Raw genomic sequence first — 13,730 nt, 5'->3', positions numbered from 1 at the left:
AATATTACCTCCGGTCTACTGTCAGATGGCCCGCTCAAGGAAAGCGTTTTTCCATTCATCAGGTCGCATACCGTCCTGATAAATGGCATCGAATATTTTCAGGTTGTCCTCACTGCCGCTGAGAAGCCGGGTGAGTTTACCCAGTCCGGACAGATCCATTCTCGCCATTGCCACAAACGGGCGGGTTTCTCCGGCCTGTAACGGTGTTTTCAGGATGACCATATAATGCTCGCCCGGATCAAGGTTTCTGACCGTGTCATAAACACTTTCCGGCACTTTCATTTTCTCCACGTAATCCGCATGGCTGGCTTTCGGGTTGGCGAGGTAAATCTGTGTACCGCACTGCTCAATAATCGCCGGGGCGATGGGGTGTCTGACGATTTCATCCGGTGACTGTGTTGCCGGGACGAAGATACCGTTCAGCTTGCGGATGACTTTCAGCATATTGAGCGAGAAGCGGGAAAATTCGATATCGGCCAGCCAGCGCCAGAACTCATCCATAAACATCACCAGGCGGCGACCGTCCAGAAGACTGGTCACACGGTACAGCAGGTAAAAGGTCACGGGGCCGCGAATATCGTCATCATCCAGAAATTCGGTGCCGTCGATACCAAAGTTATCGACATCGCTGATGGTGAAAGTATCGGCCTCGTTATCAAACACCCAGCCGAACTCGCCCCCCTGCGCCCACTGTTTCAGGCGAATACGCAGCCCGTTTGTGCGGGCATCTGCAGTCGGCGGCTCCGGCAGCACTTCCAGCAGCCGGGTGATCCCGAACCGGCGGTACTCCGGCGGGTAGTCCAGCATGATGGTGTCAACGGCGGCACTGATCCGCTCCTCATCGCGCGGATCGAGCGGCTTCCCGTTGCGGCGGCACAGCATGCGCACCAGCCGTTTGATGAAACTGATGTTACGGCGGATTGGCTCCAGCGCAAACGGGTTGAAGCCGGTGGGCTCGCCGGTACGGATGCGGAAGTATCGTCCACCCATCTGACGGATCGCCATCTCCGCCGCCCGGTCCTTATCGAAATACACCGTGGTCAGCCGTTTGATGGTGGCAGAAGGCGCAAACGACGCCGGGTTGCGGTACTTCTGCATCAGTTGTTGCATGATGGTCATCAGCAGGGTTTTGCCGGAGCCGGTTTTCCCGATAATTGCCGCATTCCCCGGCGTTTTCTCACCGGTGTCATCCCGTCCGGCCTGGCTGTCGTGCAGGTTCAGGTAATACCCGCCACCGCCGGGAGATGTGAGGATGGCGATGGCTTCCCTCCACGGATTACCGCTGCGTTTGTGGGGATGGAAGTTATGCAGGCAGGCCATATCGGCAAAATTCTGGCTGCTGACGGCCACCAGTCGGGGACGCAGCGTATAGACTCCCGGCAGTTGCGCCAGATATGCGGCGGGCAGTGACAGGGTGGAGAGCGTCGTCATAATACCAAGATCGGCGAAGGGTTGGGCCAGAACGTTAGTGTCCTTCACCACCTGTCCGGCATTGTCTGAGGAGATCAGCAGGGAAAAGTGGAATTTACCGCACGACACATGTCCGGACTGAAGCAGGTCGCGCAGGACAATCAACTCTTCGCGCTGGGAAATCGCGTCGTCGTCCGTGGAGTTAAGCCGTTTTTCCGCCAGCCGGATATGATTCTGCGCCTCATCCCGTGCCATACAGGTAAAGGACTGCGTCAGAACATACTCGCTTTCGGCGTACAGCAGCGCATCCAGCATACCGGTATGGGTTTCCGGGGAATAATCCTTAATCTCCAGGCTGCGGAAGAAGCGGGAACCGCTGACCGTCTGGCATTCACCGGTGTCGGTGGTGAAAAACACGTCCGGCGTGCTTAATGTTTCATAAAACGGCGAGCGCGTTACGGCCACCTTCTGCCACTGTCCGGTGATCAGGCGGTGGAAGAACGCCAGTTGCGAGGAATACACCCGCCCGTTTTCTTCATATATCCCCAGCGGCGTTGCCATGTAGCGGGATAATGAGGATCCCAGTGCTTCACGGTATTCCAGCATGATTTTGAGCGCGTCATCCAGAACTGGCTGGCGTTTACCGTGCGACTGCGCTTTCATTGTTTTCTTCTCGATCTGAGAGAACGGTGCGTAGCAGACGGTGAAAAACAGCCTGTGCCGCCAGAACGGTTTTTCTTTTACCGGCTGGTAATACCGCCGGGTCACGTCATCGGAAAAGGGAATACCCGAACAGGCTTCAAAAGCATCATGGTATTTTTCACGGAGCCGGTGAATATAAAATGTTACCGGCAGACCTTCATACGAGCGGATAATATTGTTCAGATGTGTGGCCATCAGGGTCAGGTGATGTTCGTCTTCACATTCAAAGACTGTGCCGCCCAGCTCCCAGGTGGCAATAAAATCACGGTGACGGTTTCTGATGATGTGAGGGTGAATATGGGAGGAATACGGAATATATTTATCCAGCGTAATACGCTCGTTTAATTTCATTTTCTGAATAAACTCCGAGACATCAACATTATCGTACTGATTCGCCAGAAGGGCATTCGCGCCAAAATGGGTATTGGTGAAAAGTCGTCCACGGGTTTTAAACGCAAGCCAGAGCAGACTGAAATAATGAATGTCCTTTCGGGCTTTATTTTTCATTTCCGCCCAGGCCGGGATCAGCAACAGTGCCAGGTAATAGCTGACATAGACCGCCAGCAGGACGATGGCCCCGCTGACGAGAACGAACGGCACAAGAGGAATACCCATAATGGCGGCAGGCCGCGTGAGTGCTTTATTCAGCGTAGCCATCGTTACCTCGCTTATGACGCCCAGTAGGCACCGAAGCCGGACGCGCCGACAATCAGGATCGCGCCGATGATGACGTTACGCATGTCGTGCAGGCTCTTGCCGTCGAACAGCACCTTGTAGCCCACCCACATGGTCGCCAGTGTGATAGTGACAGCGGCCAGTCCCAGCAGGCCGGTCGAGGTATTGCTCAGTGTCTCATTGGCCTTGTTAAATCCGCTGTCTGCCGCCAGCAGCGGGGCAGGCAGCAGCACGGAAGCAACAACGGAGTAACGGCATTTACGCATGATCATTTCTCCTCATCAGGGATAACAGGGATAACAGGGATAGCGCCGCGAATGACGGAACCGGGATAATGCAGGGAAGTCAGGACCGGCGCAGTGGCACCGGCAGGCTCGCCACGCAGCACAACGGCGGGATAACGGACAGGCGGTTGCGCGTTCCGGTCAGGGTCACGCTGCCGGTCTTCCCGGGTGGACGGGACGACATAGCCAATGCGCTGCACGTAGCTGGTCCGGTTAAAGGCGGATTCCGGTCGCTGGCCGGTTTCAAAGTTGCCGGAGTAGTAACAACTGAGCGCCCGTTTCAGGGTGCCGCCGCGCCGGTAACAGTCGGCGAGAATGCGCTCAAATACCGACAGATTGATACAAGGGTTAAGCAGGTCGCTGGCCGTGACGCCGTAATGGCGGAAATTAGTACTGGTTATTTGCATCAGGCCGACCGAATAGCGTCGCTCCTGTGTCGCCAGCTGTCTGGTGAGGCGGATCGCCTCCGGCAGGCTCGTGGGGAAATGTGAAATCACGCCCCGGCTGTCTGGCAGGATTTCAGCAATGGCGTAAGGGTGGAAACCGGATTCGACCCGTGCGACATCAAGCGACGTGGAAGGGTGAATACTGGCGGCGCACTGCACCGCCAGTGCCAGAAAGGCAGTGGTGGAAAGCATGCTGGCCTCGTAACAGAGAGACCGGCGGCTTATAGAAAAATACGCCGCCGGAGGAGAGGAAGAGAAAATGGATTAAGCGGCAGAGGCATCCTGTGAAATGTCACTTTCTTCTCTCGGTTCAAGTAGCACCAGCCTGCCGGAGACGGCAATACCGGGTATCAAAACGATATTCAGACCGGGCTTGCCGTTATGTGCGAAGGCCACACCAGCTTTTGTCCAGTACGTGTTTTTTTCGCCCTGAGAATCGGGCTGACTTTCCTGGGTAACAAAAACGTGATAAGTGGGTTTTCTCATGGAATTTCCTTTGATCAAAAACAGTAAATGGAATAAACCAGTCACATCCCGGTTCTGCATTCCGGTTTTAACGGGTCAGCGAGAACATTCAGCGGCACCCTGAATTGTGGTTACGTGACAGCCCGATCCATTTTGTTAAAGAGCAATACCCTGTCAGGACGAATTAATGTCCATAGGGGCGACTATGCTGTAATGGCGTTCTCAGATTCGAATATCTGGTGAGGGATATAAATGAGAAACTCAAAACAAAAAGAAGAGAGAAAAATAGTGGAGTATTTAAGATGCAGTGAGAATAATGAGGATTTAAAAAACACGAGAGAGTTGTATTAACATTCACCGTGAATAATAAAGACGTGCAGAGATATAACATCTCTACACGTCTTTTTTATCCTGTCAGCGGCTACTACGTTCAAGTTTTTCCTGACATTCCGTACAGGTGGTTACACCCGGCAGTGCTTGCCGTCGCTTTTCTGGAATGGGTTTACCACATACACGACAGTGAAATAATGATGGTGTCGACCCCGGCTTAAAACGACTATGTTCAATCATCTCCTCCAGGCGCTGCTCATTAAATTCCTGATCGCGATCGATCTCATCCGGCATGGGGTGCCCTCCTGTTAGCGGCAACTTCCTTTTCACAAAGCGTGATACGTCTCCATACCATGGTGAGTGACAGTCCCAGGAACCTTGGTAGCAAGAGTTCAGTAACCTGCATAATGGCCATCAGCGCGTCGGGGGATTCAAGGTTTTCCATCCGGCACTTCTGCCATTGCCGCCAGATCTCGGCATCTGTCTCTTCATCCGGCTCAGGTGTACGTCCATATGGCACGCTGACACCCAGCAACCGTCGGCGAAGGCAGACATCATTAGACGTCAGGCCAAAGTAGTGGTTGAGCAACGCGATAGAACCGCCCAGCCGGATAGCCCGGTTAATCTGCTGCTGTTGTCGGTATTCCTGTCGGGCCTGCGCCAGTAAATGATGCAGAACATCATGGCGGACACTGACCGAAACAAAGGGAGCCGCCGCCCGGCTGACAGCAAACAGTTCATCGAGTGATAACTCATTAAGAGCATTCATTTCGTCGAAAGTGAATCCGAGGGACTCGCAGTGACGAATATCCCCAACTTTCAGAGCGTGCAACGCATCAGTTAAGATGGTGTAATTAATTAATGGAATCATTCTGTTATCTCCTCAATCTATATGGAAAAGTTGAGCAAATAAACGGACATTTTTAACTGATTGAACGTCCGGCCAATTTAAGGCTGATCCATTCATCAATTTCCGATTCGAGCCAGGCCACACTGGCCGGGCCAATTTTTATTGAACGTGGAAAGGTTCCATTTTTCATATACAGGTAAATCTGAGAGCGTTTCAGGCCAGTTTTTTCTTCAACTTGCTTCAGGCGTAATAGCTGATGTGCTGTCATTGTTTTCTCCTGTGGTTAAATAACCGGTGGACGCCCGGCGTTCTCAAAAGAAGCACAGGAAAGATTAGGATGGAAGTTAATAAATCCATATCAAGGAGGCTATTATCCTTAATACGGATTTAAACTTTAGCATGATAAATATCATGCTATCTTAGATGATGGTGAAACTGGGGAGCCTCGTTCTAGCGCGGTTTTTAGTGTGTCTCCGCTGAGTCGATCTGTGATGCCATCGTCTGAGGCCCATTGCTCGAAGATGGATAAGAGTTTATAAGGTTGTCGAAGTAAAGGCCTTATATCCTCATTATGATAACAGGCAAGCCAGAAAAGACGTGATAGAGGCGTTGAAATACGGGGTTTAACGGCCAATGACTTGGTTGGGATGTTTATAAGCTTTCCAAGTTCTGAATGGCGTATAACAAAACATGCATCAGTAGGTAAATTATAGAGTGGAAAGTACGCTTTTCTCAGCGTGTTGTTTACTTCAATATGGGATATTTTTTCGGAAATATCCAGAATGATATCTTCGGGGAGCAACGCTGTTTGTTGTCGTATTCTTTCATTCCATGTGGAATTTATAAATATTTGATATATTTCTCCTGAAATAGTAACCGTCAGCCCATAATTGAATTCATTAGCTCCAGTTATCGGCGCTGGGATTTTAAGTGATTGTGATAGTAGACGTTGTACAAGAACATATTCATACCCAGCCAGGCTGGTATCTATAATTCTTTTCGCAGTGCGTAAATATCTTCCTTCTGTGCTGAGTATCAGATTGTTTTCTTCGATAAAGCTTTTTTTTCGAGGGCGCAAAGGCGGGAGGTTAATGAGTTTTCTATAGGTCTAAATTTTAATTTATTTTTTAATTTTTGAATTTTTCTTAATGTAATAGGTGACTGAAAATAAATGGAAAGGATGATATTTCCTCTCAGCGCATTCTTGTAGATATCACTTTTTGTTAATCTAAACTTCAATTTGTGTTGAGCCAGTTGTATGGCTTCAGGTATAGTTAACCACTCAGTCATCGGGTATTTAATGTCAGTGCGATTATTTTCTTTTTTCATAATGAAGCTCCACTTGTATTGCAAGGTAATGGTACTTGGTTTAAATGCTGTTAACATTACTCAGTGCTCTTACTTCAGGCATGCTAGTTCAAGTTCAATTAATAAGAGTTTCCACGTAATAAACCTCGTTTGGATGATATTTAAGAGGGACCGGTCGCGCCTTAGAAACACGGGAAAAAGCTGACAACATTCATACTGTATGTTGGTTATTAATTTGAATGATATATGTCCAGTCTTTGATTTTTACTTTTGCCAGAATCAAAGAAATACTCCATGCGAATATAGCGATAATGTAAACTGACTCAGAGCATTCTAAGATGAAATAGGGTTGGAGATTATTATATATGCCAAACGTATCAGATCTCATTTATCCCAAATCGTCACGCAGCTATTGAATTTCAGCATCGGCAGTAAGCCTATACTGACGTCGCTGATGATGCGGAAAAAAGAGTTTATAGACTGGCGTGAAAGCAATTTATTATTAATTACTCAACATACCTGGCGCAGAGGTGGCGATCCTTGCGAAGAAAAATATATCGTATGGTGTTGTACATGCTATAAACAAAGTTGTCTTTCATGTCCTTTTCTTCAATCGCCTTGGCAATGGCATTTCTCATCATCAGTAGAATAATACCTCTGAATATGGACGTTAAACCGATGGTAAAGAAAACAGTAACAGCGAGGTCAACTAACCAAAATCCTGAATTAAGGAGAACAGGCCTGTAGATTGCCATACCCACTAAAACCACCCAGTGACTGAAACAATAAAAGCAACTGAGGAGACAACCTGTCATGGCATTTATCTTGACCATTCGTTCTCGCAAAAGACGGAACATTTCCTGTTGCGTGACGGTGATTGAAGTACAACTGGACATCAGCGCTAGTACCATGCAAACCCAGAACTGCTCTAAAACGTTATCGAATGACATAGTATGTACCCCTCATAAAACCTTCATGTAATGATATAAGATACATGAAAACAAGATTCTTATGCAACAACAAAAGTGTCATAAGTGAAAGTGCAGCAATCGAGTATTAACAACGGGAATGTCAACCGGCTACTCTGGGATTACTTGTAATGATTCATATGTATACAATTCAAGGTGCCGTTACCTCTGAAGATATATCCTTGATGATCAATACGAATCCGGTTTAAGTCAGATGTCTGTTCCAACGGATAAAATTGCAGGTACTGCCCATTCTGAGAATGTCCAGGGAGGGGGGCACTTCAAAAATCCCTCACTTCTAACACCGTTATGCTGGTTTTGTAATGGCAGATTGAATTTAACCACCTGAACAGAGGAGATAGCCTTACTTCAAGACAAGTCAGGTGTCTTAAATAAAAAAGAAATTTCATCTCAGCTTTTAGGTGAATGTTCGTTCCTAATGGCAAAATAAATAACCCAATGAGATAGGCTATTGCGCATCTGCAGTGAAATTGACTGACAGCAGTGATGCCTAAGTGAGATTGCTGTTATTAAAAGGCTTGGCGGAATAATTAGCTAAGATGTTCATACAATTCGTCAATAAAAACTTTATACCGGTTTTCGTTAGCCCGAGAAGGGTCATACAATAAATGCATTTCCCGAGGAGGAATATTAAAATCTTCCAGAACAGGAACGAGTTTTCCCATTTTAATAAATCGTTCAAGTCCCTTTTCATAACCAAATAGCAAGCCAGTACCTCTTAATGCCGCCTCAAGGATTGCTCCCCAGTCGTTAATAGCCAGACGAGAGTTTACCATCACTTCCGCATATCCCTCACTGCTGGAAAAAGGCCAGTAATGGCTTAATCCCGCAGACCAAGGTGCAAAAACCAGACACTCATGATGTTTCAGATCAGAAGGTTGTTCTGGATGACCGTACTTTGCCAGGTATTGAGGAGCAGCGCATGCAATAAATCGGTACGCAGGCAACGGTTTTGCCGCAAGTCTGAGTTTCTTATCAAGCTCGCCGATGCGTATCACCAGGTCAAAATCTTCTGAAGCAGGATTAATAACGTCATCAGAAAGAATAAGTTCAATACGCATTTGCGGATAACGCTCAAGAAATATGCTCAAAAAATCCACTAAGACATAACGGCCGAATGTTACCGGCGCATTCAGCCGTAGCGTACCTGCAAGAATCGCACTCGAACTGCTTGCTTCCCGTTCTGCACTGTTGATGGCTTGTAAAATTGTTTCACACCGCCTGTAGTACAGCGAGCCTGCCGGCGTCAGGCTTTGCCTGCGCGTCGTTCGGTTAAGCAGGCGCGTTTCAAGCTGCTTCTCAAGTGTGGCGATATGGCGGGCCACCATCTGAGGCGACATATCGAGCCGGTCTGCGGCCGCAACAAAAGAGCCTGTCTGAACCACAACAACGAAGGCCCGCATTCCGGTAAGTTTATCCAGCATTCGCTACTCCTGGTTGTTTCAGAACTCAATATTGGCGAATTTTAAAAACTGCTAATACTTATTATGCTTATTTTTTGTCTCATGAACAGGACAGCAAAAACGATGCACATTTATATTGTCAGAATGGACCATCCGGATGGCACCGGGTGGAATACCTTTGTGCGCGAGCATGTGATTTATCTGAAAGGTCTGATAGAACAGGGCAAACTGTTAGCGTCCGGTCCGCTCAAAAACACGCCGCTGCGGGCGGGATTTCTTATTTTCAGGGCTGAGACGCGCGATGAAGTCCAGTCCATGATCAGTGCGGACCCTTTTGCTCGTGAAGGTCTCATCGCTAAACTTGAAATCCATGAATGGGACCCGTTGTTTGGTCTGCTTGACAGGTACTCAAGCCACAATACGGTCAGTGAGTTGCAGGACTTAATTGGCTGAAAATTTGAGCCACGAGAAAAATACTATCAGTATCCTGTAGTATTCATATATCGGGTGTGAGGTGAGTAGCCACGCCAGTTACTCGCCTCTCTACCTGACGGTAATTTTTAAATTTCACAACCGTACAAATTATTATAAATTATCAGATTACAGAACTAAACATTATTTGGTTTCCATTAAATCATTATTTTGTTTAACAGGCACCTTACATCCTGATTTTATTTAGGACAAAATCTTATGTGACTTTTTTAGTTACGCAATGATATCTGCCTGCAAGCAGTCCCCAGGCATTCAGAACAGGTCATTCAGATATGCCGGGTGTGTAAGTCATTCGCAATTTTCTGAACTAGGTATCCGCAAGTACTGCTGCAGGGGGGGAGACTGGAGTTGCTGTACATGATGGTGGGGGAGTTTTACCTGACACGTACGGTAAAACTCTCAGTTACCCACCCGTTATACTTTATAAATTTATTGACGAATCAAAATAAAAACCTCCAGTATGTAATACGATATAAATATCCTTGACTGCGTCGACAGCCATACCTGGTAAATTCAAGGGGCTGTTTCACCCAGAACTATTTATTCCGGCAGGACTTTTTCTGCTGTGATATATACTTTATTTCCCATGCGGGCTTCGGTGATTTTATAATCCCTGTCAGCCTGCTGGCGAATTTTTTTCTTCCGTCTGCTCCGTATCGCCTGTTGCCGTCACGGTTTGAGCACAGACTGAAAAAGGCAGGACTATAGAGACGAATAACAACGTCATGGTAGTTTTCATTGATAATCCCTTGATTAATAATTAAATGGATGACTTAAGCCAGGCTGCGATATTCTGCGTGGGAATATTGTTCTGCACGTTCCAGGTGTCGTTCATCGGCCACCACATACCGTCTCCTCGGGCGAAGGCCGCACGATAGCGAAGCATCTGGTCATCCGGGTTGGCCTGTAATTCCTCCAGCAAGGTTGGCAGGGTCAGAACCTTTTTTGCAAAGGTTTGTTGTGTCACTCGCTCGACCGTTTCTGCCAGTTCACCATAGGAAGTCGTTTCTCCTGCAACAAACACTACTTCGTTGGCAATACGCGGTTGATGTAGATAAATGTCGGTGGTGAGTCGGCCGATATCTTCCGGAGAAGTTACTGTAACCTGTGTGTCCCATCCCCCCAGCGCATTGATAGTCCGTTCGGATAAATTCACCACATCGAATGCAGGCTCGAAGAGAAAGCTGGTAAACATACCGGTGGAGATAATGATCCATTCGGTATTGTGTTGTTCTCGCAGTAGGGTTCTTACATCATACTGTTCGTCCCAGACCGGCTGGCCGCTTCCTTTGCCAACGACATCGTAGTTAACACCAAACTGCCATGGAAAGTAGCGGTTAACTCCGGCTTCCAGCACTGCGCGGGTGATTTTTATCTGAGTACCAGCGCCTGCAACAAACCCCATGCAATTGATAACGGTATCAAACTCTTTAAATTGATCCTTCAGGGAGTCCGTTGTGCAGGCGGCGATATCCAGAGGGATTAATTTTGCACCGGCATCCACATATTTTTGATGCGTGGAAGCTCTCAGTTGACCTTGTTCATCCCAGGCACGAGGCGAAACGATAACGCACACAGTGCCCTCGCGCTGAGTGACTGCCGGGAGCAGATGCTGCAGTACAGCCGCCCCGAGTTGTCCGGCACCCAGGACCAGTACTTTTTCACCTGAGTGTAATTTATGCTCTGCCATATTGGTTCCTTATACGCTGTTAGACTTGTTCATTGAGTGGGAGTAAGAGTAAGGCAGCGATGGACCTTCGATAAGATCACGGAACCGGGTTAGACTATTCGCTGTTATGGGATAATAGACGTGTACAGGCAAGAGAGGACGGGATGGATAAACTGGGAGCAATGCAGGTCTATGTCAGCGTGGTGGACTCGCATGGCTTTGCAAGAGCGGCAGAAGTGCTTGGCCTGCCACGCTCTACGGTTTCCAGGGTTATCCGGGAGCTGGAGTCCTGGCTTGGTATCCAGCTTTTGCAGCGTACTACCCGCAAACTCAGCATCACGGCGGAGGGCCAGCGCTACTACGACGAATGCAAAAGGATCCTGACGGATATTGCCGCCATGGAGTCGTCTTTTCCCGCACGATCTGAGCAGCCAGGAGGCCGTTTCAAAGTGGGGATGCCCCATTCCCTCGCCCGACATTGCATTATCCCCGGGCTCCCGTCGTTTCTCCGCCAGTACCCCGGGCTGGAAGTGATGCTGTGCTCAAGCGATAATGTTGAGGATATCATCAGGGAAGGGTATGACTGCGTGATCCGTACTGGCAGGATCGAAGATTCAACAACCCTGGTTGCCCGCCCACTGCCTGGTTTTACCTGGGTCGTTCTGGCCGCGCCGTCTTATATTGATGCTTTCGACAAGCCGCAAAAACTGGATGAACTGGAAAAGCATCACGCGGTTGGCTATCTGAATCACCGCACCGGACGCACAACTGAATGGTTTTTTACCCTTGATGATGGGGAGCGGGCGATCCGTATGAGAGAGGCGCTAATCGTTGACGATACCGATGCATATATTCAGGCCGGGATACAGGGGGTTGGGTTGATCCGTGTCGCCAGTTATCTGGCTACGCCATACCTGCAAAGCGGGGAACTGGTCTCCTGTCTGGAGAACAGCACCTCTGAATTACCGCTATCCCTGGTATACCCCTATAGCCGATATATACCACCGTCAGTTCGCGCTTTTTATGACTGGAGCAGAACGATGTTAAGTCACCTGGATAATCGTCAGTAAAGTAAAAAGAGAGTTAACTTTTTTAGCGTACATTTTCATTCTGTTGGCCGTCAGATCCTGCTACGGGATGGATCACAAGACCGGCGTCCTTTTTCATGGTAATACATTACCGGCTTTTGCCGGTAATGTATTACCAACAAGCACTAGTAAAAATTCAGTTCATCAGGTCGCGCCATTTTACCATCCTGTCACTGAGGTCAAGCGTCTCTCCGTCGACACTGAAACGGCCATCACCCTGATGGTGGAGCAGGCGCAGTTCCTGCCATGCGCTGTCAAGCCAAATCCGCCGAACTTCCAGCACCCACAGGTTATAGCGACGCACCTGTCGGTCATCCACCACTCTGCACTCCAGGTTAGCCACGCATTCATCTACCAGAGGCGCACTGACCGATTGCGCGGCAACGGGGGTCAGGCCGAAACGCGCAAATTTGTCGTCTGTTTCTCCCGAGCAATTACCGATGTCCACAACGGCCTTTGCCATCCCGGCTGGCGGTACAGCCAGAACACATTCCCCGGTATCTGACAGCGCCTGATAGCTGTAATCCCAGGGGCCGATAATAACACCGACCAGCGGTGGGGCATGCTGCATCATCATGTGGAAACCTGCGGTCATCAGATTCGTTCGGCCATCTGTCCCCCTCGTGGACACCAGAATAACGGGACCAGCTTCAAGAATACGGTACGCTTTTTCCGCAGGCAGGCTGTCATGCATGAGATATCCTCCAGAAAGAAAATCAGGGACCGTGTGGTTCACATGTCCCCGGAGAATGGGTTATTACTCTTCAAAATCCGTGGCGTCTGACGCTCTTCGCCAGACATCAAGGTCCTGACTCACTGCATGCATTTTTTGTTCAGCAAGGGTGTTAGCAATCTTACCTGCAAAAAGATGCACGGGTGGGGCGTCAGCACTGGCCGCCTGCAGTATCAGAGAAGCGACTTTATCAGGATTGCCCGCCTGTTTGCCGTCCAGACCGTTCAGATGGAGGTCCAGCGAGGCCTGAGCTTCGGTATAATCAGCGATTGTGCGCTGGGCCACGACCAGCGTCTCCTTCGACAGGAACCCGGTGCGCACCGGTCCAGGATAGACCACTGTGGCTCTGATGTTCAGCTCGGCCAGTTCGGCCGCCAGGGTTTCGGTCAGACCGGCCAGTGCGAATTTGCTGGCGACATAGCTGCCCCAGCCCGCGTAACCGCCCTGAAAGCCCACGATCGACGCCACGTTGAAGATATGGCCGCTGCGCCGCGTACGCATATGCGGCAGGGCATGGCGCAGTACATGCAGGGGAGCAAACACATTAACATCGAAATTGCGACGCAATTCGCTGTCAGTTAATGCTTCAATGGTGCCCTGCTGGCCGTAGCCTGCGTTGTTGACCACACAGTCAATGCGCCCGAAGGCGGCAATGGTGCTGTCGATGGCTTTTTGAACGCTGGCTTCGTTCACCAGGTCCACCTCCAGCGCCAGCAGTCGCGCGTTATCGTCGCCGAATGCCTGACGCAGACTGGTCAGGGTGCGGGAGGTTGCGGCTACGGCATCGCCTCGCGCCAGTAACTGGCGTGCCAGCGAAAGGCCAATACCACGAGCAGCGCCGGTGATAAACCAGACTTTTGCAGGGGAGGTTTGTTGTTGCATTGAT

Annotated in this window: 14 protein-coding genes and 2 pseudogenes; 2 read left to right on the top strand and 14 right to left on the bottom strand. The window is 49.2% G+C overall.

Annotated elements, in window-relative coordinates:
• Positions 1–21: 21 nt before the first annotated feature.
• The 10 genes and pseudogenes from KOL70_RS07390 to KOL70_RS07345 form a co-directional block, all read right to left on the bottom strand.
• Positions 22–2,769 carry a VirB3 family type IV secretion system protein gene (locus tag KOL70_RS07390; protein WP_075324484.1) on the bottom strand — a complete coding sequence of 916 codons (2,748 nt, stop codon included), beginning with the start codon at positions 2,767–2,769 and terminating at the stop codon, positions 22–24.
• Positions 2,770–2,780: 11 nt separating this feature from the next.
• Positions 2,781–3,059, bottom strand: a complete 279-nt coding sequence (locus KOL70_RS07385) for a TrbC/VirB2 family protein (RefSeq protein ID WP_075324485.1) — start codon at positions 3,057–3,059, stop codon at positions 2,781–2,783.
• Complete coding sequence (locus tag KOL70_RS07380; protein WP_075324486.1) at positions 3,056–3,709, bottom strand: lytic transglycosylase domain-containing protein; 654 nt, start codon at positions 3,707–3,709, stop codon at positions 3,056–3,058. Before KOL70_RS07380 ends, KOL70_RS07385 begins: the two co-directional genes overlap by 4 nt.
• A gap of 72 nt (positions 3,710–3,781) precedes the next feature.
• Complete coding sequence (locus KOL70_RS07375; RefSeq protein ID WP_215480455.1) at positions 3,782–4,003, bottom strand: hypothetical protein; 222 nt, start codon at positions 4,001–4,003, stop codon at positions 3,782–3,784.
• A gap of 393 nt (positions 4,004–4,396) precedes the next feature.
• Complete coding sequence (locus tag KOL70_RS07370; protein WP_038807496.1) at positions 4,397–4,606, bottom strand: TraR/DksA family transcriptional regulator; 210 nt, start codon at positions 4,604–4,606, stop codon at positions 4,397–4,399.
• Complete coding sequence (locus KOL70_RS07365) at positions 4,596–5,183, bottom strand: DUF2857 domain-containing protein (protein ID WP_075324488.1); 588 nt, start codon at positions 5,181–5,183, stop codon at positions 4,596–4,598. The genes KOL70_RS07370 and KOL70_RS07365 overlap by 11 nt, the downstream gene beginning before the upstream one ends.
• A gap of 52 nt (positions 5,184–5,235) precedes the next feature.
• Positions 5,236–5,430, bottom strand: a complete 195-nt coding sequence (locus KOL70_RS07360; protein WP_020078417.1) for an AlpA family transcriptional regulator — start codon at positions 5,428–5,430, stop codon at positions 5,236–5,238.
• A 141-nt stretch (positions 5,431–5,571) separates the two neighbouring features.
• Positions 5,572–6,491 (bottom strand): annotated as a pseudogene (locus KOL70_RS07355) (hypothetical protein).
• Positions 6,492–6,976: 485 nt separating this feature from the next.
• Positions 6,977–7,420 carry a hypothetical protein gene (locus KOL70_RS07350; RefSeq protein ID WP_135681391.1) on the bottom strand — a complete coding sequence of 148 codons (444 nt, stop codon included), beginning with the start codon at positions 7,418–7,420 and terminating at the stop codon, positions 6,977–6,979.
• Between the two features lie 569 nt (positions 7,421–7,989).
• Positions 7,990–8,883, bottom strand: a complete 894-nt coding sequence (locus KOL70_RS07345) for a LysR family transcriptional regulator (RefSeq protein WP_022065310.1) — start codon at positions 8,881–8,883, stop codon at positions 7,990–7,992.
• Between the two features lie 102 nt (positions 8,884–8,985).
• Here KOL70_RS07345 and KOL70_RS07340 point away from each other — a divergent pair, with 102 nt between their 5' ends.
• Complete coding sequence (locus tag KOL70_RS07340) at positions 8,986–9,315, top strand: YciI family protein (RefSeq protein ID WP_075324490.1); 330 nt, start codon at positions 8,986–8,988, stop codon at positions 9,313–9,315.
• A gap of 579 nt (positions 9,316–9,894) precedes the next feature.
• On the opposite strand, the pseudogene KOL70_RS23570 reads toward KOL70_RS07340, so the two are convergent.
• Positions 9,895–10,093 (bottom strand): annotated as a pseudogene (locus KOL70_RS23570) (DUF1471 domain-containing protein).
• Between the two features lie 21 nt (positions 10,094–10,114).
• A complete protein-coding gene (locus KOL70_RS07335; protein ID WP_075324491.1) occupies positions 10,115–11,044 on the bottom strand; it encodes an aromatic alcohol reductase in 930 nt (309 codons plus the stop codon).
• A 143-nt stretch (positions 11,045–11,187) separates the two neighbouring features.
• Here KOL70_RS07335 and KOL70_RS07330 point away from each other — a divergent pair, with 143 nt between their 5' ends.
• Positions 11,188–12,093: a LysR family transcriptional regulator gene (locus tag KOL70_RS07330; protein ID WP_215480454.1), complete on the top strand. Its 906-nt coding sequence runs from the start codon at positions 11,188–11,190 to the stop codon at positions 12,091–12,093.
• A gap of 154 nt (positions 12,094–12,247) precedes the next feature.
• Here the strand turns inward: KOL70_RS07330 and KOL70_RS07325 are convergent, their stop codons facing one another.
• Entirely contained in the window at positions 12,248–12,805 is a 558-nt protein-coding gene (locus tag KOL70_RS07325) for a flavin reductase family protein (protein WP_075324493.1), read from the bottom strand.
• Between the two features lie 63 nt (positions 12,806–12,868).
• The gene (locus KOL70_RS07320) at positions 12,869–13,726 is read right to left on the bottom strand and encodes an SDR family oxidoreductase (RefSeq protein ID WP_075324494.1); all 858 of its coding nucleotides are present in this window, start codon (positions 13,724–13,726) and stop codon (positions 12,869–12,871) included.
• Between the last annotated feature and the right edge of the window lie 4 nt (positions 13,727–13,730).

The organism is Pantoea sp. B270 (genome assembly GCF_018726825.1).
In the GTDB taxonomy this organism is placed as follows: domain Bacteria; phylum Pseudomonadota; class Gammaproteobacteria; order Enterobacterales; family Enterobacteriaceae; genus Pantoea; species Pantoea dispersa.
Note: the sequence above shows the minus strand (reverse complement) of the source record. Positions and strands in the feature narration are given on the sequence as shown.

Coding starts and splice junctions, on each gene's coding strand:
- KOL70_RS07385 (WP_075324485.1), bottom strand. CDS start 3,059: ATGATCATGCGTAAATGCCGTTACTCCGTTGTTGCTTCCGTGCTGCTG.
- KOL70_RS07360 (WP_020078417.1), bottom strand. CDS start 5,430: ATGACAGCACATCAGCTATTACGCCTGAAGCAAGTTGAAGAAAAAACT.
- KOL70_RS07390 (WP_075324484.1), bottom strand. CDS start 2,769: ATGGCTACGCTGAATAAAGCACTCACGCGGCCTGCCGCCATTATGGGT.
- KOL70_RS07335 (WP_075324491.1), bottom strand. CDS start 11,044: ATGGCAGAGCATAAATTACACTCAGGTGAAAAAGTACTGGTCCTGGGT.
- KOL70_RS07350 (WP_135681391.1), bottom strand. CDS start 7,420: ATGTCATTCGATAACGTTTTAGAGCAGTTCTGGGTTTGCATGGTACTA.
- KOL70_RS07375 (WP_215480455.1), bottom strand. CDS start 4,003: ATGAGAAAACCCACTTATCACGTTTTTGTTACCCAGGAAAGTCAGCCC.
- KOL70_RS07320 (WP_075324494.1), bottom strand. CDS start 13,726: ATGCAACAACAAACCTCCCCTGCAAAAGTCTGGTTTATCACCGGCGCT.
- KOL70_RS07325 (WP_075324493.1), bottom strand. CDS start 12,805: ATGCATGACAGCCTGCCTGCGGAAAAAGCGTACCGTATTCTTGAAGCT.
- KOL70_RS07330 (WP_215480454.1), top strand. CDS start 11,188: ATGGATAAACTGGGAGCAATGCAGGTCTATGTCAGCGTGGTGGACTCG.
- KOL70_RS07340 (WP_075324490.1), top strand. CDS start 8,986: ATGCACATTTATATTGTCAGAATGGACCATCCGGATGGCACCGGGTGG.
- KOL70_RS07370 (WP_038807496.1), bottom strand. CDS start 4,606: ATGCCGGATGAGATCGATCGCGATCAGGAATTTAATGAGCAGCGCCTG.
- KOL70_RS07365 (WP_075324488.1), bottom strand. CDS start 5,183: ATGATTCCATTAATTAATTACACCATCTTAACTGATGCGTTGCACGCT.
- KOL70_RS07380 (WP_075324486.1), bottom strand. CDS start 3,709: ATGCTTTCCACCACTGCCTTTCTGGCACTGGCGGTGCAGTGCGCCGCC.
- KOL70_RS07345 (WP_022065310.1), bottom strand. CDS start 8,883: ATGCTGGATAAACTTACCGGAATGCGGGCCTTCGTTGTTGTGGTTCAG.